We start from the raw sequence: 21,929 nt of genomic DNA on the forward strand, positions 1-21,929 counted from the left end.
ATGGGCAATCACCATGACAGCATCGCACTCGACTGGGTTCGGGGCGAAATACAGGACACGCTGACACAAGGTCAGCATGCACTGGAAGCGTATGTCGAAAACCGTGACGACACCGCGCGCCTGCGCTTCTGCCTGAATTACCTGCATCAAGTGCACGGCACCCTGCAGATGGTCGAACTCTACGGCGCAGCTCTGCTGACCGAAGAGATGGAAAAGCTGACGCAGGCCATTCTCAACGACACCGTTGCCAACGTCGACGAAGCCGTCGAAGTATTGATGCAGGCGATCCTGCAATTGCCCCAGTATCTCGAACACCTGGCCAGCAGCCGCGATGATTTTCCGATGATACTGCTGCCGCTGCTGAACGATCTCCGGGCAGCCCGTGGCGAATCGCTGCTGTCCGACACGTCACTGTTCAAGCCGAATCTGGCGCCGTCACAAATGAGCGTCAGCGGCAAGGTATCCCAGCGTTTACAGGATCCTAAAGTTCTCGGCCATATTCGCAAACTGCGCCAGATGTATCAGTTTGCGCTCGCGGGCATCATCCGCGAGGAAGACCTTGACGCGCATTTCGAGTACCTGCAAAAAGTCATCCTGAGACTGATCCGTCTTTGCCAGCAAACCCCCCGTGGTGAACTGTGGAAAGCCGCGAGTGCGTTTATCGAAACACTGCAGGCACGGGTCAATCCGATCAACGCCGCGGTCAAATCCCTGCTGCGCGAGCTGGACAGCGAGATTCGTCGACTCAGCGACGAACACGCCGACATTCTGCAACAACCGGTACCCGAAGCGCTGCTGAAACACCTTCTGTACTACGTTGCCCGTGCCCGCGACCTGGGGACCCCACAGGTCAGCGCGCTACGTGAGAGCTACCACCTGAGCGAGGCCCTGCCCTCCGAAGATGACGTAGACGCCGCTCGCACCCGAGTATCCGGACCGGGGCGCGAAGCGATTCATTCCGTTGTCAGCGCACTGAACGAAGAGCTCGCCAAGCTGAAAGACCAGCTAGACCTTTTTGTCCGCGCCGAACTGCGCCAGAACGACGAACTTCAGGACCTGCTGCCCGGCCTGCGCCAGGTCGCCAACACCCTTGCGGTGCTTGGCCTTGGTATTCCCCGGAAGGTGGTGACCGAACAGATCGAGCTGGTGGAAAAGCTCAGCGCCCAGGCCGACGCGGTCGACGATGGCACGCTGATGGATATTGCCGGCGCCCTGCTCTATGTCGAAGCCAGCCTGGCCGGCCTCGACAGCGAGGGGCAAAGTGAGGAACCGGCCTCCAGCGAAAGTGACGGCACCATCAATCTGGGCTCCCGCGAGCTCGGGGAAGCCAGTGGCGCCTTGCTCAGGGAATCGCGGAACACTCTGGAGCAGGTCAAATCCTCGATCGTCAATTTCATTGCCTCCCAGTGGGATACCCGTGAAATCGAACACGTGCCCGGTCTGCTTCACAGCATCCGGGGCGGCCTGAGCCTGGTCCCGCTGGATCGGGTAGCGGACATGCTGGCCTCCGCCGAACGCTACATTACCGACGTTCTGCTCGCTGGCAAGCAAGTGCCGGACTGGAAGCAGCTGGACGTTCTGGCTGATGCCGTAACCAGCATCGAGTACTACCTGGAACGACTGGCCGAAGGGATTGGCGAAAACGACAGCGTGCTGCGGGTCGCAGAAGACAGTCTCGCATCCCTCGGATTCCCGGTTGGCGAAGAGCCCACCTGGAACGAGGCCGCCGCCAAGGACGTGCCGGTCGAGGAAGTCCCCGTGGTTGAAGAGCCTGAACTCACGGCGGCACCGGAAGTCACCGAAGACAACGACGACGATCTTCTGGATGACGAAATCCTGGGCATCTTCGTGGAAGAGGCGGAGGAAGTCCTCGAAACCGTTCATGAATTCTACCCCCGCCTCCGCCAGGATCACGAGGATCGCGAGGCGCTGACCGAAGTCCGCCGGGCCTTCCATACCCTGAAAGGCAGTGGGCGCCTGGTTGGTGCCAACAGCATTGGTGAACTTGCCTGGTCCGTTGAGAACCTGTTGAACCGGGTCATCGACCAGACCATCAAGGCCACCGATGACATGTTCTCGCTGGTGGATGATGTCATTGCCCGTATCCCCGCCCTGATTTCCGAATTCCGAAACGGTCAGGCCGATGGCGCTGTGGATAGCCTGATCGAGCGGGCCGAGGCGCTGGCAACCACGCGCCGGGCAGATAGCGAGCCGGCAGAAACGGCCACAGCCGAAGCGCCGACGGAAGACGCTGCCGAAGTCGAGCCAGCAGCGCCCGAAGCGCCTCCGGTTGTCTCCGCAACGGCTCAGGAAAGCGACGTCGATGATGACCTGATTGACGATGAAATCCTCGAGATTTTTGTCGAGGAGGCCGGCGAAGTACTCGATACCATCCGGGAATACCTGCCCATGTTGCTGCGTCAGCACGATGACCGCAGCGCGCTGTCAGAAGTTCGTCGGGCGTTCCATACCCTCAAGGGTAGCGGCCGGATGGTCGGCGCACTGGTCGTTGGTGAGCTGGCGTGGTCTGTTGAGAACATGTTGAACCGTGTCATCGACGGCAGCATCTTCATGAATGACGATATTGCCGGGCTACTTGAAGAGGTCACCGGGGCACTGCCCGGTCTGGTCGAAGACTTCGAGCAGCGTCACGAGGCGCGCCTGGACACCTCCGCTCTCGAAGCACGGGCCAACGCGCTTGCCAACGGTGAAATACCCGATGCCAGTTCGATGCCGGCCAGTGAAGCCGACCTCAGCTCCGAAAACGCAGCCGCCGCTACCTATGATGAAGAGTCTGGCGTCGATCCGATTCTGCTCGATATCTTCGAGAGTGAGGCCGAGACCCATCTGCAAACCCTCAAGGATTATCTGGCGGCCGCCGGCGATAAATCGACTGTTGCCTACACCGACGATCTATCCCGCGCATTGCATACGCTTAAAGGCAGTGCTCACACCGCGGGCATCGCTCCGATTGCATCCGTCATCACGCCTCTGGAACGCTTTGTCAAAGAATCCAGGGCTCAGAACAAGCGTGCAGACCGGGACGTCCTGCACTTGCTCGAGAACGCATGCAGTTTCCTGACGCAGGGTCTGGCCCAGCTCCGCAGCACGCCCCAGGAATCATTGGCTGGCACCGATGAGTATCTGGAGCGGCTCGAACGCATTGCCACAGACACACTGCGCGGCCAGAGCGAAGTCAGCACCGACGAGCCAGCACAGCAGGAATCCTCACAGCTGGTCCAGCTGTTCCTCAGTGAAGGCCTGGACATCGTCCTGGATGCTGATCGCATCCTGGACCAGTGGTCTGAAAACCCCAAAGAAACCGCCTCGCTGAATCAGCTACGGGCTGAGCTTGAACAACTGACCATCGGAGCCAGCGACGCGGGTCTGGCGGATATCGCAGCCCTGACCAGCGCCCTGCAGGAAACCTACAGCGTTGTCTCCCTGCGCGACGAGGCCCCGGATGCCAATTTCTTCGACACCGTCAGAGCCGCCCATGAGCATCTGATCAACATGATGGATCAGGTGGCAGCCGGTCTCACCACGGACGCTGATGAAGAGCTGCTGGCGAATCTGGAAGCGCTCAATCAGGTTGATCCGGATTCCGATAGCGAAACCGCCGAACCTGATGCATTCGAACAAGAATTCACCGGTGAGCTGGAAGAGATCGACCTCAGTTTCGACATGGAGGAAATCGAAGCCCCGGCCGTTGAAGAAGCCCCCGTGGAACAACCTCCGATTCCGGAAATCTCCGAGTCAGTTGAGGTGTCAGACGACGAACTCGATCAGGAACTGGCTGAGATTTTCCTGGAGGAAGCCCGCGACCTTATCGACAGCACCGCAGAAGCCTTGCAGAGCTGGAGTGAAAACACTCAGAACCTCGATATACTGCGACTGCTACAACGGGATCTTCACACACTGAAAGGCGGTGCACGCCTGGCCGATATCCCCGCTGTGGGCGACCTGTCCCACGAACTGGAGAACCTGTTCGAAGGGCTGACCGAGCAGCGCCTGTCGATCAACGACGAGCTCTCCGACTTGCTGTTCCGCTGCCATGACCGCCTGGCCGGCATGGTTGATGCACTGGAAGCCTCTGAAACACCGCGCCCGGCGCCCGATGTTATCAGCGAAATCCATGCCTACATGGGTAATGCCAACGGATCGCGTCCGGTTACCGATGTCAGCGATACCCAACCCGACATTCAGGACGATGAGTTACCTCCCGCTGCCGACCTCCACGAGGACATGGCACCGGAGAGTCCGCAGGAAGGCACTGCAGAAGAGCCCACCGAAGATACTTCTTCGGTCGCGGATCTGTCCCATCTGGACCCCGAGCTGGTCGGTATCTTCCTGGAAGAAGCCTACGACCTGATCAACTCTACCGGGAGTGCCCTGCACACCTGGAGCGAAGATCCTTCCAATCGCGACATCGCGGCAGAGCTTCAGCGCGAGGTTCATACCCTCAAGGGCGGTGCCCGAATGGCCGGTGTGGACGCGATCGGCGACCTCACTCACGTGCTGGAAGACCTGTTCGAGAAAGTGGCCGAAGGGCAGCTCGAAGCCAACGACGACATGAATGACCTGCTCTTTGCCTGTCATGACCGACTGGCCATGATGGTAGAACAGGTAGCGACCCAGAAACCCTGCCCACCGGCGGAGGAGCTGGTTGCCCGTGTCAAATCGATTCTGCATGGCGAACCCGTGGCTCCAGCCCCGACGCCCACGATTGAGGAACCCCCGGCTCCTGACACCACCGAGGTGGAGCAGCCCGCCATTGAACTCGAGGACGAGCCAGAAGAAGCCAAGGCAGATGACGTTTCCGCCATCGACGATGATCTCATCGGCATCTTCCTGGATGAAGCCACAGAGATCCACGATGCCATTGCAGAGAACCTGGCACAGTGGAAGGAGGAACCGTCCGAGCTGGTAGGCGTGACCCAGCTGCAGCAGGAACTGCATACGCTCAAAGGCGGCGCCCGCCTTTCCGATGTCGACCCAATTGCAGAGCTGGCCGAAGCCTGGTCTGATGCGCTGGACGTACTGATCAGCGGCGAGAACAACCAGCAGACCCTGTTCAACCTCAGCGAACAGGCCCAGGCATCCCTCAAACAGATGCTGACCAGCCTGGAAGACGGTAACCAACCGGAAGCGGCCACCGACCTTATCGAGGCGTTCGGCAAGGCTAACGAAAGTGCCGATGCCAGCGGTTCCGCGACGAACGAGCAGCCGGTGGAGGAAGCCGAGCAGGAGCCGGTCGATCCGGAAGTACTCGAGATTTTCCTTGAGGAAGCCGGGGAAATCATGGACCAGCTTGAGCAACTGCTCGAGGACTGGCGCAAGGAACCGACAAACCATAGCTTCAATCAGGAAGCCCAGCGTGCCCTGCATACTCTCAAGGGCGGGGCTCGCCTGGCACAGCTGGTCGCCCTCGGTGACAAAGCCCACGCCTTCGAAACCCGGCTGATCGATCTGGGCGGAAACGCGCCAGACGACAGCCAATGGCAGAGCATCACCGAAGACCACGACGCGATCATCGCCATGGTCGCGAACATCCGCCAGGGCGCGGATGCAGAGACCGCCGTCGCGGAACCCGCCATAGAGGCGAAATCTGAACCCAAGCCAGCAGCGGAGGAGCCTTCAGCGCTCCATCAGCCCTCAGCGGTCCAGCCGCCCGTACAGGCACCGGGCAGTGAACAGCCTAAGGCCTCCGAGCCCGAGGTGTCCGCCAAGCCGAAACCGCCGGCGAAGCCCCGCAAGGCAGCGGAGCCGCAGCGTGCTCCCCAGGAAACCATCCGGGTCTCGGCGCCATTGCTGGACGATCTCGTCAACCTCGCCGGTGAGACCAGTATCACCCGTGGTCGTCTGGAGCAACAGACCAGTGACTTTGGCCATACGCTCGAGGAAATGGCCGCCACCATCGAACGTCTGCGCGAGCAGCTGCGGCGGATGGAAATCGAGACCGAGGCGCAGATTCTGTTCAGCGCTGAAAAAGAACATGGCCCCGATTACACCGAAGATTTCGACCCTCTGGAGATGGACCGTTACTCGTCCATCCAGCAGTTGTCGCGCGCACTGACAGAGTCCTCCTCAGACCTTGCCGACCTCAGGGAAACCCTCTCTGACCGGGTACGGGATACCGAGACTCTGTTGGTCCAGCAATCCCGTATCAACACGGAACTCCAGGAAGGTCTGATGAAGACCCGGATGATTCCGTTTGCGTCCATGGTGCCGCGTCTACGCCGCATCGTGCGCCAGATCAGCGGCGAACTGGGCAAGAAGGTGGAGTTTGATGTCCGTAACGCCGAAGGCGAAATGGACCGCAATATCCTTGAGCGGATGATTGCCCCGCTTGAACACATGCTGCGTAACGCGCTCGACCACGGCATTGAATCGCCGGCAGACCGCACGAAGGCTGGAAAGCCGGAGACCGGCGAAGTCGTACTCTCCCTGACCCGTGAAGGTGGCGACGTTGTTCTTCGGATGATGGACGATGGTAAGGGTATTCCGTCAAACATCATTCGTGACAAGGCCATTCGTCAGGGCATGATGAAAGAAGATGAAGACCTGACCGAGCGGGAAATCCTCCAGTTCATTCTGCAGCCCGGGTTCTCGACCGCACAACAGGTCACCCAGATCTCCGGTCGCGGGGTCGGCATGGACGTTGTCGCCAGCGAGATCAAACAGCTTGGTGGCAGCCTGGACATCGATTCAGCTCTGGGACGTGGAACCACCTTCACGGTCCGCTTGCCATTCACCGTCTCGGTGAACCGCGCGCTGATGGTATCGACCGGTGAAGACTTCTACGCCATCCCTCTAAACACCATCGAGGGTATCGTTCGGGTCAGTACCTTTGAACTTGAAGAGTACTACAAGCCGGACGCTCCCATGTACGAGTACGCCGGCCAGCAGTATCGCCTGCAGTACCTGGGCAGCCTGCTGAACAGTGACCATCAGCCCAAGCTTCAGGGCCAGGCCTTGCCGCTGCCCGTGATTCTGGTGCGCGGCGCGGAGCAACCCATGGCCCTGCAGGTGGACAACCTCATGGGTAGCCGTGAAATCGTCGTAAAATCTCTCGGCCCCCAGTTCAGCTCGGTCCGCGGCGTCTCCGGCGCCACCATCCTGGGTGACGGTAACGTGGTTGTGATTCTCGACTTGCCGGCCATGATCCGCTCCGACATCCTGTCCGAGCGCCAACGCGTGGCGAACCTTGAGAAGGCCCGCGAGGCGGCCCGCTACGAAGATCAGATTACGACGGTCATGGTGGTGGACGACTCGGTAACCGTTCGCAAGGTGACCTCCCGCCTGCTGGAACGGAATGGCATGGAAGTCATCACCGCCAAAGACGGCCTGGATGCCGTGGCCCAGCTGCAGGACCACAGGCCGGACATCATCCTGCTGGATATCGAAATGCCGCGGATGGATGGTTTCGAGGTCGCAAGCTTCGTTCGCCACGACGAAAGCCTGCAGGACACGCCGATCTGTATGATCACCTCACGGACCGGCGAGAAACACCGGGAACGCGCCATGGCCATCGGCGTCAACGAGTATCTCGGCAAGCCGTTCCAGGAAACCGAGCTGCTTGAGACGATCGAACGGCTGACAAGGAACACCTAATGGTCGGCCAGTTTGGCCGACCGAGGGTCGGAATTGTTTCGGATGTTGTCCTGCAGCGCCACCGGCTGCAGGAGGCAACCTCAAAGTTTGGACTGGATGTCTGCTTTTCTGGGGACCCGGAGCGCCTGCTCGGCTATCCGGAATTTCCCGACGCAGCACTCTGGCTGGTAACCTTGGAAGATGAAGCCGACCATCCGGCGCTGCTGGACCACCTGTTCGACCATACCGAAGCCTCCGTCCTGTTCGGCCTGGACCAGGCTCCGAAACCCGGCACCAAGGATTATGTCCGCTGGGAGCGCAGGCTGCTCGACAAGCTGGAGCAGGAACTGGGACACCTGGAAGAGCTGGATTCCGAGGCCAGCCTGGAAGCGCTGGAAACCCGGCAACAGGGTGGCTCAGAGGCCCCCGAACTTCCCCAATGGATTACCCCGGCGCGCCCGGACACCGTGGCTGAAAACATCTGGATACTCGGAGCCTCTCTTGGTGGCCCTGCAGCGGTCAAAGCGTTTCTTGATCATCTGCCCCCAAACCTCCCGGTCGGTTTCGTGTACGCACAGCACATCGATGACAATTTCACCGATGTGCTGGCCAGGGTTCTGGGCCGACATGCCCACTACTCGTTGAAACAGGCCGAAGAAGGCTACCAGATCAGAAATGGCGATGTGGTGCTGATGCCCGTGGACCACGAGTGGCAATTTGACAGCAGCGGCAAACTGACAGAAAAGGACTCGCCCTGGCCGGGCCCCTACGGGCCATCCATCGATCAGGTCCTGCTCAACGTTGCCGATCACTACGGCCAACACTGTCATGCTATTCTGTTCTCCGGCATGGGCAACGACGGCGCCCTGGCAGCCCCCATGCTGAAAGCCTACGGCAGCCGAATCTGGGTTCAGGAAAGCAACAGCTGCGGCAACAGCTCGATGCCCGATTCCGTCGCCGCGACCGGGTGCGCCGGTTTCGTCGGCACCCCGGAAGAGCTGGCCAGAGAACTGATAAAAACCATTGAAGAATCCTGCCTGCTCAAGGGCCGGCAAAAACGGGACTCCGCCTGAGGAAACACGCGATGAACGACAACAGCCAATCCCTCTCCTGCGTTCTGATCCCCATGAATGGGCGGCAATTACTCCTGCCAAACGTGTCTGTGGCGGAAGTTGTGGACTATGCCAGCAGCGATGCCGAAGCCAATACGCCTGACTGGCTGGTGGGCTACCTTGACTGGCGGGGACTCCAGTTGCCAGTCATATCCTACGATGCTGCCAATGGCGACATCCTCACGGTTCCGGGTGACAACCGTGGCCGAATCGTGGTTCTTAACACCATCGGAGACAACCATCAGGAAACCCCATTCATGGCGCTCGTCACTCAGGGCATACCCAGCCAGGCTCGCCTCACCAAAGAGCAGATCCGGGAACTGGACGGCGAGAACGGCCCCGCCGATCTGATGCACGTCGAGGTGGATGGCGAGAGCGCCTGGATCCCCAATCTGGAATACCTGGAAACGCTCGCCCAGCAAACCCGGCACTGATTCCGGCGCCAGCTCTGGCGCCAGCTCCTGCAAATGTTATAATGTTGCAAAACTTGCAGGAGCCCGATATGCCCGCCAGCGCTCTCCCGTATCGCCCCCACAATCACGACGCCTGTGTCAGCCGGGCCCTTGCTGATGCCAGAGAAATCTGCCAACAGCAACACGCACGTCTGACCCCAACCCGTGAACGTGTGCTCGAACTGATCTGGCAATCCCATAAACCGCTGGGGGCCTACGATGTCCTGGCCCACCTCACCGAGGATGGCCACAACGCTGCCCCGCCCACCGTCTATCGCGCACTTGATTTCCTGCAGCAACACGGTCTGGTCCACCGAATTGCATCACTGAATGCCTTCATCGGCTGCACCCACGCTGGTGAACAGCACACCGGCATGTTCCTGATCTGTCGCAAATGCCAGAACGTGCTAGAACTGACGGCACCGGCAGTATCCGGGGCCGTCGAGGATGCCGCCAGCACCGAAGGCTTCGACGTCGATGAGGTCACCCTGGAAATTGCCGGCCTCTGCCCGCAATGCCAGGCGGAGCCTGGCAATGACTGAGCCGCTGGTAACCCTTGAGAACCTGACCGTCGCCTTTGATGACCGGCCAGCGGTGGATCATGTGAACCTGAACGTCCACCGGGGCGATATCATCACCATCATCGGCCCCAACGGAGCCGGCAAAACCACCCTGATCAAGGCGATTCTCGGCATCCAGAAGGCGACCGCCGGCAAGGTACATCTGGATAGGCAAATGGTGATCGGCTACGTCCCCCAACATCTTGTTCTGGAGTCCACCCTGCCCCTCAATGTGGAGCGTTTCATGGCTCTGAGCGGCCGGTCCAGCGAGGAGTGCAAAGCCGCACTGGCACGAACCGGTGTCCAGCACCTGCTGAAAGCGTCGGTACATCATCTCTCCGGAGGTGAACGGCAGCGCCTTTTGTTGGCTCGAGCACTGGCCCGTAAACCGGATTTGCTGGTACTCGATGAGCCCGCCCAGGGTGTCGACATTAATGGCCAGGCTTCGCTGTACGAGTTAATCCGGCAGCTCAGAGACGAGCTTAACTGCGGCGTGCTCATGATCTCCCACGATCTCCATCTGGTCATGGCCGCGACCGACAAGGTCATTTGCCTGAATCAGCATGTCTGCTGCAGCGGCTATCCCGCCGATATTTCCCACGACCCGGCGTTTATTGAAACCTTCGGACATCAGGTCGCCGAATCTGTTGCGGTCTATCACCACCATCACAACCATCGGCACGACCTTCACGGAGATGTGGTCCGCAGCCAACAGCCTCGACCAACCGAGGGTCATGAGGAGTGCTCCGGCCATGCCCATCATTGACACCATACTCGACGACTTTTTCTGGCGGGCCCTGATCGGGGGGCTCGGTGTTGCCCTGGTGGCGGGTCCGCTGGGTTGCTTCGTGGTCTGGCGCCGCATGGCTTACTTTGGCGACACACTGGCCCATTCCGCGTTGTTGGGCATCGCCCTGAGTTTCCTGATCCGGGTACCACTGAACGTGGGTGTTGTCCTGACCTGTGTGGTTCTCGCCGTGGCCTTGGTTTTGTTCTCACGGGTCAAGGCATTGGCCACAGACACGCTTCTGGGCATTCTTGCCCACAGCGCACTGGCTATTGGCCTGGTCACCTTGAGTTTCATGCCCGATGTGCGTGTGGATCTCACCGGCCTGCTGTTCGGGGATCTACTCGCCATGAGCCGGAACGATCTTCTATGGATTTACGGCGGTGCGCTGCTGATCATGGTTCTTGTGATCACGCTTTGGCGGGGCTTGCTCATGAGCACCATCCACCCGGAGCTGGCGCGGGTGGAAGGGGTTCCGGTAGAAAGACTTCGATTGGTGCTGGTGCTGATGTTTTCCATCGTCATTGCCGTCGCCATGAAAATCGTCGGCGTACTGTTGATTACCGCGTTGCTGATCATTCCTGCGGCCACGGCACGTCGGCTGGCTCAGAACCCGGAGCAGATGGCAGGCATAGCCATCATTTTCGGTTTCATTGCCGTGTCCGGCGGCCTCAGTCTGTCCTGGTACCTGGACACACCAGCGGGACCTTCCGTCGTGGTTACTGCGTTCCTGGCCTTCGTGCTGGTTTACAGCAGCGCCCGTAAAAGCAGAGCCTGAGCATTTCCCTGAAGCGCGTTGCTGGGCTAAAGTGTAGTAACGCCATTTCCCGGGAAAGTAAGCATGGAAAGCCCAAATGCCCGAATGGCCGGGAGACTGCGGCTTTGGCCGGGTCTCTGGATTCCGGCATGCATTCTTCTGATCGGTCTGGCGGTCACAGCGGCACTGGCAACGGTCGAGTCCGGACGGACTCGGGAGCTCGCAGAGACCCGTTACCATTACCAGCATCAGACCCTCGTTAACCTCTTGCTCGCCAGGACGTCTGAGCAAAACCCGCCAGGCAACACCTCCGCCTGGCTTGAAGCACTGTTCGACGAGGTGCTACCACCCAGCCTCGGCATTCGTATCGATACCCTGGAACGTCATAGCAAACAGCCGCTGTTCCAGGTCGGAACCAGTGGCGAGATCGACCCGACCCTGGCCCTTCGCACCGAGGTGAGGCCGGGCAGAGTCAACTGGATGCTGACAACGGTTCCAGATCCCGCCATGCTTGATCAGGCTGCCCACAGGGTCGAGACCATCGTCTGGACAGCCGGCATTACCCTATCCGGACTGATGTCCGTGCTCGCTCTCTTGCTCTGTAAACGCCTGCAACAGCAGTCCAACACGCTGTCAGAACTGACCCAGAAAGATGCCACTACCCAGCTTCAGATGACCAATCTGCAGATCGAAAAGTCGGCGCTCCGCCACGCGCTGAATGACAGCGAGCAGCGAAGCCGGGACCTTGTTGCCCTGTCCGGGGCGACCATTGGTGAGCTTGATGAATCCGGAAAGATCGGGTTTATCTCGGCACAGATTGCCGAGCTGGTTGGCCGGGCACCAACCGATCTGGCCGGAACCCGTTTTGACCAACTCATTGCCGCGGAATACCGGGAGAACTTCCAGCGGGCTCTTGAATCTGCCCGTGCAGACCAATCCCTGGAGCGGATTGATCTGTCGATCGATCACCCGGAAGAGGAGCGAACGGTGCCTGCGGTGATCCGGATACTGGCATTACACGATCCGGTTATCGGTCTGACCGGTTTCCGGATCAGTGTCCAGCCTCTAACTCACGCCTAGCCGAGAGACTGATCGCTCCCGGGGCCGGGGGCACTCAGAGTGGTTGTATGACCTCGGTCAGACGACCGGTTTCCACCAGCTCCAAAAATTCATCACCCAACCGGTCGCTTTCGGCAATGGCCTGGCGCCAACTGGCCTCACGCCCCCGGTCATCATCGGCGTATTTTTCGAAATCTTTCCGGTCCGGGAGTTTCCGGTCCGGAAGGGTTTCCAGGTACTCCCGGGACGGGGCAACCAGGAGAACATCCTGCAGTCGTGTTGCATCGCCCCGACGCCAGGGCAGCGTCTTGTCGAACCAACCCGGCACCACACGGTCGGTGAAATGAGGGTACAGCACGATACCCGGCTGTTCGTAGGGCAAATCCAGGTGGTAGTCGAGCAACCCACCGTCCCGGTACACACCCGCCGGTGCGCCAGGAATGTTCCGCACGCCCGACATCACCAGCGGGATAGAGGCCGACGCCAAAAGCGCGGGAAGCAGGTTGTCCGGGCGCAAAGCAACCTCGTGGCTGGGAAAATCCACCAGTTTCGACACCGGCAGTTTCAGCCGGCTGTCGTGAATGATCCCGCGCTCCATGAACCGACCCAGGTGTCGTCGGCTCACCATGTTGGCACTGATGGCGTTCATCAAGCCCATGCCCAGACGCCCGCGGGTATCGTGCTCGAGCAAGCCGAGACTCCTCACGACCACGATGTTCAGCCGATACCAGGGGTGATTGAGAATGTGCTCTTCGCATCCCCCCAGGAGTTCTTCCAGAAACAGAACGCTCTTGCGGGTGACTTCCGCCGGACTGACACCCTTGGAAAAACGCTGGGACGTATAGAGTTCCGCCAGCTTACCAAGCTGTGCTTTCGGATCATCGGACGACATGATGGCAGCAAACCGCCAGCTGCCGATGGAGGAACCGATCAGGGAACGGGGTTGCGGTGCAGCAGGGAGCCAGTCACCGAAAACAGCCTTGTCCAGACCGCTGATTCCGAGTGCCTTGGGGCCTCCGGCGGCGCCGGGAATGACATGAACATCATCGGCGGTCAGCGGTTTATCCTTCAGCCTCTTCATGGCTCGGCTGCCCGCTCGTATAGTAAGAGCCGGTGTGCTGGTATGTATGGCGCTCATGGCAAACTCCCTGTCAACGTCTCGCGGAGTTTAACCAAGTGGACAGGCACCAGCCAACTGAACAAAACTAATAGAGGTTATTAATAGCGCTGTACGCTACATTTAAGCGCATGCCATACTAGGTTTTACCAGCCGCAACCGGAACGTCGGCTGAGATCCACCAGGCAGCAGGAGTAAGCTGTGAGCGTTTTCCCTTCATCCGATTCGCTGGCCACCACCCCAACCCTCGCGGTTCTGGGATTCAAGCGTCAGCTGGTCTATCACCTGCATTTCTGGGCGTTCATAGCGGTGGCTCCCCTGGTACTGGTTCAGTGGCGCCAGGACCACCATCTTCTGGCCATGTTCCTGATCCTGTTCTGCGCCAATGCGGTGCTGGTCATAGGATGTCTGCGCTACCGTAATACCTATTTCCTTCGTGGCCGCCTGTTTCCGCTTCTGGCGGTGATATCCGCGGTCTATTCAACCGCCATCAACGGCCATGCCGGCCTATACTGGTCATACCCGGCGGCAACGGCACTGTTCTTCCTCTTGCCTCTGAGGGAAGCAATCGGCAGCAACATCGTCTTCGTTATTACCATGTCGGCGGTTTCGTTCATGAAATTCCCGGAGCCCGACTTCTGGCGCATCACTTTTTCTCTGGGACTTACCTGCCTGTTCGCCATGATTTTTGCGTGGCTTGTCGGCAAGCTCCAGGAAGAGCTCACACGCCTGGCCACCACCGACCCGCTGACAGGCTGCCTGAACCGGACTCAGTTGGCCGACATCCTGAACAGTCAGATACAAATGCGCGAACGCTATGAACGGGTTTCCAGCCTGGTCCTGCTGGATCTGGATTTTTTCAAGGCCATCAATGATCAATGGGGACACCTGGCCGGTGACAAGGTTCTCAAGGAAATGACGACCCGGATTCGAAAACGCCTGCGCGAGAGCGATCAGCTGTTCCGGATCGGCGGCGAGGAGTTCATGATTGTGCTACCGGAAACCCGTGAAAAGGATGCTGATACGCTGGCCCATCAGTTGCTGACCAGCATCAGCTCTCGGCCTTTCCTGAACGATATCAAACTGACGGCGAGCGCCAGCGTGGCGGAGGTAAGCCAGGGCGAGACCTGGTCAGTCTGGCTCAATCGTGCAGATCACGCACTCTATGAGGCCAAATCCCGGGGCCGCAACCAGGTGGTCAACGCCTTCAGATCGCGCCCAATGAATGATCAGGGCCCGCTGTTCGACCCGGCTCCAGGCTGAATTGGAGGATGATCACTCATCCGATGTCGGCGCAATCCGCTTGCGGAAATCCCGGTAGGCACTGAACACGTCCCAGGGACACTCAAAATGCGGGTAGTGGCCCACATTTCTCAGGCTCACCACATCGGCATTGCTTACAAGCTCCCGATAACGTCTGGCCATTCCAGCACCTGACACCGGATCGGCTGTGCCTGAGATCAGGCGGATGGGCTGCTGCGCACGCTGCAAGGCACCAACCCAGCGATGCCGATGGCAACGCCGTTCCTCCATGAAATGGATCAGACGATGCAGGATACCGCGGCCATTATTGTAGGTAAGCAGGTACCAGAAATCCTCAAGGTCCTGACGATCCGGCGGGTTCTGGCTGCCAAACAGCCGGCGGAAGTTCCGCTCAAAGGAGCGCCGGGTGAGACCACGACTGATCAGCCCACCAAACGGACTACTCAGAAGCTTTTGAATCAGAAGCGGATTGTGGACTTCCGGAAACAGGGCGCCATTGAGGAAGCAGACGCTGGCGATAGCGAATGGAAGCGCACCTTCCTGTTCCCGCGCCAGAAGCTCCTGGGCAACGCTACAGCCATAGTCATGCACCAGCAGGTGAACCGATGATAGACCCAGGCCTTCAATCCAGCCCTGGAAAAGGTCAGCCTGGTCTTCAATGCTGTAGGCATAGTCCACCGGCTTGTCGGAGAAACCGAATCCGAGCATGTCCAGCGTCAGTACATTGTGCTCTTGGGTGAGCATCGGCCAGACCCGACTCCAGTCCCAGCTTGCGGTTGGAAATCCGTGAATCAGAACCAGTGGCTCTCCCTGCCCGGCCATTCTGCTGAATATGGCGTGGCCCCCATAACAGAACCATTTGCCTCCATGCTGCCAGCCTTCCAGGGAGCCCGAATCACGTGCGGACCCGGCACTCTCGTCGGCGGTGGCAATCACCTGCTCCATGTCGTTTCCCCGGTGACGTTAATTACGCAAACTGTAAAACAATCCGCCGCCACCTACCATAGCGCCATAGACGTCATGACACTGACCTTAAGGCCATGTTGGTCTTTTCCTGACATACCATCGTAAAGCATAGAGATGACGGGCAAATTACCTTAAGCTTTGGCCTTTGATAGACACCGTGACTTGGAACACATTATGACCAAACCCCTTGACGACCTGGCCGGCCACTTCGAGGCCATTATTGATGGACTTGGAGAAGACACTCGCCGCGAAGGTCTACAGGACACGCCCAGGCGCGCGGCGAAGGCCATGCAATTTCTCACACAAGGCTACCAGCAGGACCTCAACGACCTGGTCAATAACGCCGTTTTCGAGTCCTCCATGGACGAAATGGTCGTGGTACAGGACATCGAACTGTACAGCATGTGCGAACACCACATGCTGCCGTTCATTGGTAAATGCCACATTGCCTACCTGCCCCAGGGGCGCGTCCTTGGGTTGTCGAAATTTGCCCGTATTGTCGACATGTACGCTCGCCGGCTTCAGATACAAGAAAACCTGACCCGGCAGATCGCAGAAGCTGTCGAGAGCGTGACCAACGCCAAGGGTGTGGCCGTTGTTATCGAAGCCCAGCACATGTGCATGATGATGCGGGGCGTCGAGAAGCAGAATTCCAGGATGAAAACGTCAATGATGCTCGGCCAGTTTCGTAAATCCCAGGCAACCAGAACTGAGTTCCTGAACCTTATCGGCGGCAACCGCTGAGGTTCGTCCAGCGATTCGGAGGCGCAATGACAGACGTATTCGGAGATCATCAGGCACGGGTGCGCATAAAGGATCTGCTCCTGAGAACCTACATCGGGATCAAGGAAGAGGAGATCAACAATCAGCAAGACGTGCGCATCAACGTGTGTCTCACTTACGACGCCACCGAGGCTATCAGCGAAAACCGGATAGAATCCGCACTGAACTACCGGACGATCACCAAACAGATCATCCGGCACGTTGATGGCAACCGGTTCGCATTGCTTGAGCGCCTGACCCATGAGGTACTCAGCATTGTCATGGAACATGAGGCCGTGCAATGGGCGGAAGTGGAAATCGACAAGCCCCATGCGCTTCGCTACGCTGAATCCGTCTCTGTCCGTCTCGAAGCACATCGTTAACTTACCCGGATAAGCAACCCCCTATGCCAGATAACTCACCCGACCGGATCCGACGTATTCTGGAGTCAACCCGCACCATCGCTCTGGTGGGCGCGAGCGAGAAGACCAACCGTCCATCCCACGAAGTGATGGAATACCTTCAGAGTCAGGGGTATCGGGTCATTCCGGTCAACCCGCGCATCGCGGGTAAAGAACTCCTTGGTGAAACCGTCTACCCGGACCTGCAGAGCCTCCCCATCCAGGTCGACCTGGTCGACCTATTTCTTGCACCGGAACGCACAGACGCCCTGATTGATGAGGCAATCGCGCTCAATATTCCCGTCGTCTGGATGCAAATCGGGGTCATCAATGAAGAAGGGGCTGCCCGCGCACAAGCGGCAGGCCTGACGGTGGTTATGGATCGCTGCCCCAAGCAGGAAATTCCCCGCCTGGGTATTGCCACGCCCCACACGCAAGCCTGACGGATAATCGACTGGATCACAGTCCTGATAACCGGCCACATCGGTCGACAGGAGTCTGCCATAATCGGGTGAATGACTGTATATTAAGACGTCATAACTATAATAACCGGCAGCGACATGTGGTTCAGACGTAAAATCGGCGGGCTGAGCAAGCCAAGCCAGGTGGAAGGCACTTCCAGGAACACCCTCACCAGGCAACGGGCCCGGCTCCCGGTTGACCTGTTGCAACTCGGCATGCAAGTGATTGAGCTTGATCGCCCGTGGACGGAAGTGCCCGTCCTTTTCCAGGGATTCACCCTTGAGGACGCCTCGCAGGCCGCCATTCTCCGTCGGTACTGCGAGTGGGTGCTCGTGGAAGACGACGAGCGGAACCTCACCCCCATCATTGAGCGCATCACCGTACTCAAGAGGCGCACCACTGAACCCCTGGAAGAATCCCAGTCCCTGATAGAAGAGCTTCCCAGAGCCCAGCGTGCCTGGAGCCGGACGCAGAATTTTGTCGAACAGGTGACGCGCGATATCGAGGCCGGTAACGAGTTCAGCCTAAAGGATGCACGCCCCGTCATCCGAGACTGTGTAGACAGCGTGAAGGCCAACAGTAGCGCCATGTTCTGGATGGGCAGAATCAAGAGCCGCGACGCCTACACCGCCGAACACTGCCTGAGAGTCGCCATTCTCACCATTGCATTCGCCCGATTCCTCGGTGTACCAGAGGAAGATCTGGAAACCGCTGGCATGTGTGGGCTACTGCACGATCTGGGAAAACTCAAAGTCCCGGACCACATTCTGAACAAGCCGGCCCCCCTCACACCCGAGGAACTCCAGATCATGAGGAAGCACACGAACCTGGGCTACGAAATGCTCAGATCCGATCCGAACCTCGACCCGATCATCGTCGACGTCGCTCGTCATCATCACGAGCGCATAGATGGCAAGGGCTATCCCCGACAACTGGCAGACTGGCAGATCAGCCGTTTTGCAAGGATGATTTCCATCATTGACGCTTTCGATGCCATAACCAGCGATCGCTGTTATCGCAACGGCCGCCCCGCGGCTGAGGCCATCAAGATTCTGTACAAGAACCGGGGACAGCAATTTGATCCCGCGATGGTGGAAGCGTTCATCCGCCTGATCGGCATTTACCCGGCAGGCAGCCTGGTTGAGCTTACGTCCGGAGAAGTGGCTATCGTGGTCGCGGCACATCCCGGTCGTAAATTGAAACCGAGAATAGAGATTGTGCTGGATGCACAAAAACAACCGACACCATCGCGCGTCGTCGATCTCAGCGCAGAATCCAGTACACTGGAGATCGCCACCGCCTTGCCAGATGACGCTTACGGTGTGTCGCTGAGAGAACGGATACGGGAGCTCATAGCCAGCGCCAGCAAAAATGCTTCATAATTCGCATCTGGCCGCCGATAACAAAGTAGTCACGCGTAACCAACCCCGGGGTACATTGTGGGAAAACCACTGACATCCACCACTCTGATTGAGAAAAGCCTGCTCAGCCCGGCATTTCCCGTCATCATTTTTCTGGTGTTTCTCGCGCTTGCGGTTGGTCTGCGCCATGGCCTTGTACAAAGGGATAACCAGCTCATCCGGGCGAACCTGGCAAATGAAACCCAAGCCATGGCCCATTCGCTCGAACGGGAGTTTACGGTCCATGCCAAGGCGATCGGCCGAATGGCCCAGCGGCTAGAGGCTGCTCCCGGAACCACGGAAGAGATCTGGCGCCAGGACGCCCGCAACTACCTCAACGACTTTGGCGTTTATCAGGCCATTGAATGGATCGACCGGAATTTTATTATCCGCTGGCTGGAACCCGTCTCGGGCAATGACAGCGTCGTTGGTTTCAACGTTGCTTTTACGGAACAACGGCGCCAGGCCCTGGAAAAGGCCAGAGCGTCTGGCGGATATGACATTTCCGGGGTCATTGATCTTAAACAGGGTGGCAAAGGGTTGGTTATCTATGCGCCTGTAGGAACTGGCAAAGACAACAACGGATTTGTCGCCGGGGTATTCCGGATGACAACCCTTGCGAAGCATTTGCTGAGTTCCCGAATACTGGGCAATTTCCAGGTCGAGATTCTTGAAGATGGCAGCGCCAGTTACCAACTGACCGATTCCAGCACAACCAACAGCGAATTTAACCACGCAGAAGCCGTTGACCTGCCAGCGCTGGGGTGGTCTATCGCTCTGCAGCCCTCGGAGGAGTGGGTCGATAAACAACGCAGTTCCTGGCCTACCGCCACCTTTGCAACACTTCTGTTCATGGGGCTGCTCACCAGTCTGACAACACTCCTGGTCCAGCTCATCCTGAAGCGCAACCGCGCGCTGCTGAAAACACGGCGCCAGCTGGAACAGGAGATCGATCAGCGCCAGGCGGCCCAACAGGATTTGGCCCGCCTGGAATCCACCGACACCCTGACCGGGCTCGCCAATCGCCGTTTCTTCATGGAAGACCTGGCACTGACGCTTAATATTGCAGACCGGCAAATGCGTCAGGTAGCCCTTCTGCTGCTGGACCTGGACCGCTTTCAGATGCTCAATGACTCTTTGGGCCACCAATTCGGTGACGAACTCCTGATCAAGGTTGCGGACCGGTTGAATCGGCTGAGCAGCGAACGCGTGCTGGTCTCTTATTCCGGCGGCGACGAGTTCATGGTCTGCCAGCAACATGTGGATGAAATCGACGACGTCATTCACCTGCTGGGACAGGTCAAGCAATGCTTCGAAGTCCCCTTCCGCATTCAGGGTGACGAGCATCTGGTGACGGCAACCATCGGGGTTGCGGTGTATCCGCAAAGTGGCCTGGATGCCGACACCCTGCTCCGGAACGCCGATGTCGCCCTCTATCGGGCCAAGGAACAGGGGCGGAACAGTTACCAGTTCTACACCGAGGGCATGCAGGATCGGGAAATGCTCAGGCTGGAGCTAGACAAGGATTTGAGCCAGGCGCTTGCCAATGATGAGTTTGTTCTCTTCTTCCAGCCGCAGTTGGACCTTCAGACCTCACAGATTCACAGTGCCGAAGCCCTGATTCGCTGGCAGCATCCCCGACGGGGGTTGTTGTCGCCTGCGGAGTTCATTCCCCTTGCCGAGGAAAGCGGGCGTATTACCGACATTGGTCGCTGGGTCGTACTGGCCGCTTGTCGACAATTGGCAAAATGGAAAGGCACCCGGTTCGAGCAGCTGCGCATCGCAGTCAATCTGTCCGGCCGGGAGCTGGATGACGAGGAACTGGTGGACCATATCCGTGAAGCGCTGGTTTCCGAGGATGTCCCCGCAGACCGACTGGAAGTGGAACTGACCGAAGAGATCTTCATCCAGAATATCGAACACAATCTGAACCAGCTGTCCCGATTGCGTCAGCTTGGTGTCCATCTGGCGATTGATGATTTCGGTGTTGGCTACTCCTCCTTGGGGTATCTGAGGGACTTTCCTGTCGACCTGCTGAAAATCGACCGCTCGTTCATCACCGATGTGACCGAGCGCCACGATGACGCGGTGATTACCCGTGCGGTCATCAATCTTGCCCACAACCTGGGCATTGGCGTGGTTGCCGAGGGTGTGGAAACTGAAGAACAGCTGAATTTCCTCAGGCATCACCAGTGCAATCTGGTCCAGGGGTATCTGATAAGCCGCCCCATTCCGGTTGAAGATCTGGAATCCGCCCTGGATAACGGTATCCTGTTGCCCGGCGGCACTGTGGACTCCGAATTGTAATCACCCCTCGCGTTCCCCATCATTCCATTCGTTTGTTTGGACAGGTTTGTTTATGGCATCAAAGTATCTGACCCAGGACCAGGATGCTCAGCTTCGTCGCTGGGAGCGATGGAACCGGGGCTATTTTCTGTTTGCATTTCCGGCGCTGATCATCGTTCTGGTGTTCAGTAGTCAGCTGGGGCTTTCAAGTGGGGACAGCTGGAGTTCGCTCGGCGTTCTGATCGCGGCGCTGGTCGCTCCAATCATTGTGCTTCAGCTCCGGCTCAAGTGCCCGGCCTGTGGCCACAAGATTGGCTGGCAGGCGAAGCTGATGGCGCCAGACCAATGCAGTACCTGTGGTACTTTTCTGCGCGCAAAGCAGCGCTGATTTTTTTCCTTCCTCTAAAAAACCTTTGACCTGTGAGTTGCTCACAGGTTTTAGTCTATCCTCATCAGATGTTCGACGTGGTGGTTAAGGGCTTATCCACCACTCCTCTGACATTGGAGGGGTTTCCGACTCATGAAAGTTAAAGATATTGCCAATGCTGCTGGCGTCAAGCCGGACACTGTCCGCTTCTACACCCGGGAGGGGCTTTTAAACCCGACCCGGAACCCGGACAACAATTACCAGCAGTATGGCGCCGATGACCTGCGGCGCTTGCGGTTTGCCCGCAAGGCGCGGCAGCTGGGGTTTTCGCTGCCGGAGATCCGGAACATTCTCGGCGAGGCCGACGAGCACCATTCGCCCTGCCCCATGGTCCGGGAGGTGTTCGAGTCCCGGCTGGTTGAGGTTGAGCGGGAAATTGCCGAATTGCAGCAGCTCCAGGCACGTATGAAGAATGCTCTTTCGGCCTGGCAGCAGATGCCGGACGGAACGCCTGACGGGCATACGATCTGTCGCCTGATTGAACATTGGGACGATTCCGACGTTGTTGGAAAGGAGAAGTAACCG

At 58.5% G+C, this 21,929-nt stretch carries 17 protein-coding genes; 15 read left to right on the forward strand and 2 right to left on the reverse strand.

Features of this window, described 5'->3' with window-relative positions:
* The 7 genes from D777_RS00290 (at window position 1) to D777_RS00320 (ending at window position 12,341) form a co-directional block, all read left to right on the forward strand.
* Entirely contained in the window at window positions 1-7,614 is a 7,614-nt protein-coding gene (locus D777_RS00290) for an Hpt domain-containing protein (protein WP_036127421.1), read from the forward strand.
* Window positions 7,614-8,666 (forward strand): chemotaxis protein CheB, encoded by a 1,053-nt coding sequence (locus D777_RS00295; RefSeq protein ID WP_036127424.1) that lies wholly within the window; start codon window positions 7,614-7,616, stop codon window positions 8,664-8,666. Before D777_RS00290 ends, D777_RS00295 begins: the two co-directional genes overlap by 1 nt.
* A gap of 11 nt (window positions 8,667-8,677) precedes the next feature.
* Entirely contained in the window at window positions 8,678-9,139 is a 462-nt protein-coding gene (locus D777_RS00300; RefSeq protein ID WP_036127427.1) for a chemotaxis protein CheW, read from the forward strand.
* A 68-nt stretch (window positions 9,140-9,207) separates the two neighbouring features.
* A complete protein-coding gene (locus D777_RS00305; protein WP_036127431.1) occupies window positions 9,208-9,699 on the forward strand; it encodes a Fur family transcriptional regulator in 492 nt (163 codons plus the stop codon).
* A complete protein-coding gene (gene znuC, locus D777_RS00310; RefSeq protein ID WP_036127434.1) occupies window positions 9,692-10,483 on the forward strand; it encodes a zinc ABC transporter ATP-binding protein ZnuC in 792 nt (263 codons plus the stop codon). The genes D777_RS00305 and znuC overlap by 8 nt, the downstream gene beginning before the upstream one ends.
* On the forward strand, window positions 10,470-11,282 hold the full coding sequence (znuB, locus tag D777_RS00315; RefSeq protein WP_036127437.1) for a zinc ABC transporter permease subunit ZnuB: 813 nt from the start codon (window positions 10,470-10,472) through the stop codon (window positions 11,280-11,282). Before znuC ends, znuB begins: the two co-directional genes overlap by 14 nt.
* A gap of 63 nt (window positions 11,283-11,345) precedes the next feature.
* On the forward strand, window positions 11,346-12,341 hold the full coding sequence (locus D777_RS00320; protein WP_036127439.1) for a PAS domain-containing protein: 996 nt from the start codon (window positions 11,346-11,348) through the stop codon (window positions 12,339-12,341).
* A 34-nt stretch (window positions 12,342-12,375) separates the two neighbouring features.
* Here the strand turns inward: D777_RS00320 and D777_RS00325 are convergent, their stop codons facing one another.
* Window positions 12,376-13,458 carry a patatin-like phospholipase family protein gene (locus D777_RS00325; RefSeq protein ID WP_036127442.1) on the reverse strand — a complete coding sequence of 361 codons (1,083 nt, stop codon included), beginning with the start codon at window positions 13,456-13,458 and terminating at the stop codon, window positions 12,376-12,378.
* Between the two features lie 180 nt (window positions 13,459-13,638).
* Between D777_RS00325 and D777_RS00330 the strand changes: the two genes are divergently transcribed.
* A complete protein-coding gene (locus D777_RS00330; RefSeq protein WP_036127445.1) occupies window positions 13,639-14,700 on the forward strand; it encodes a GGDEF domain-containing protein in 1,062 nt (353 codons plus the stop codon).
* 12 nt (window positions 14,701-14,712) lie between these two features.
* On the opposite strand, the gene D777_RS00335 is transcribed toward D777_RS00330, so the two are convergent.
* Window positions 14,713-15,645 carry an alpha/beta fold hydrolase gene (locus tag D777_RS00335; protein WP_036127448.1) on the reverse strand — a complete coding sequence of 311 codons (933 nt, stop codon included), beginning with the start codon at window positions 15,643-15,645 and terminating at the stop codon, window positions 14,713-14,715.
* A gap of 195 nt (window positions 15,646-15,840) precedes the next feature.
* On the opposite strand from D777_RS00335, the gene folE reads away from it, so the two are divergent.
* From folE to D777_RS00370, 7 genes are all read left to right on the forward strand, one after another.
* Window positions 15,841-16,410: a GTP cyclohydrolase I FolE gene (folE, locus tag D777_RS00340; protein ID WP_036127451.1), complete on the forward strand. Its 570-nt coding sequence runs from the start codon at window positions 15,841-15,843 to the stop codon at window positions 16,408-16,410.
* A 26-nt stretch (window positions 16,411-16,436) separates the two neighbouring features.
* Complete coding sequence (gene folX / locus D777_RS00345) at window positions 16,437-16,811, forward strand: dihydroneopterin triphosphate 2'-epimerase (protein WP_036127454.1); 375 nt, start codon at window positions 16,437-16,439, stop codon at window positions 16,809-16,811.
* Between the two features lie 23 nt (window positions 16,812-16,834).
* Window positions 16,835-17,272, forward strand: coding sequence for a CoA-binding protein (locus D777_RS00350; RefSeq protein WP_036127457.1), 438 nt, complete (start codon window positions 16,835-16,837; stop codon window positions 17,270-17,272).
* Window positions 17,273-17,389: 117 nt separating this feature from the next.
* The gene (locus D777_RS00355; protein ID WP_036127460.1) at window positions 17,390-18,673 is read left to right on the forward strand and encodes an HD-GYP domain-containing protein; all 1,284 of its coding nucleotides are present in this window, start codon (window positions 17,390-17,392) and stop codon (window positions 18,671-18,673) included.
* Window positions 18,674-18,730: 57 nt separating this feature from the next.
* Window positions 18,731-20,998: a bifunctional diguanylate cyclase/phosphodiesterase gene (locus D777_RS00360; protein ID WP_036127462.1), complete on the forward strand. Its 2,268-nt coding sequence runs from the start codon at window positions 18,731-18,733 to the stop codon at window positions 20,996-20,998.
* A gap of 52 nt (window positions 20,999-21,050) precedes the next feature.
* Entirely contained in the window at window positions 21,051-21,365 is a 315-nt protein-coding gene (locus D777_RS00365; protein WP_036127465.1) for a hypothetical protein, read from the forward strand.
* A gap of 132 nt (window positions 21,366-21,497) precedes the next feature.
* On the forward strand, window positions 21,498-21,926 hold the full coding sequence (locus D777_RS00370; protein ID WP_036127467.1) for a MerR family transcriptional regulator: 429 nt from the start codon (window positions 21,498-21,500) through the stop codon (window positions 21,924-21,926).
* Window positions 21,927-21,929 lie beyond the last annotated feature (3 nt).

Origin of the sequence: Marinobacter nitratireducens (assembly GCF_000708045.1) — a bacterium.
Classification (GTDB): Bacteria; Pseudomonadota; Gammaproteobacteria; order Pseudomonadales; family Oleiphilaceae; genus Marinobacter; species Marinobacter nitratireducens.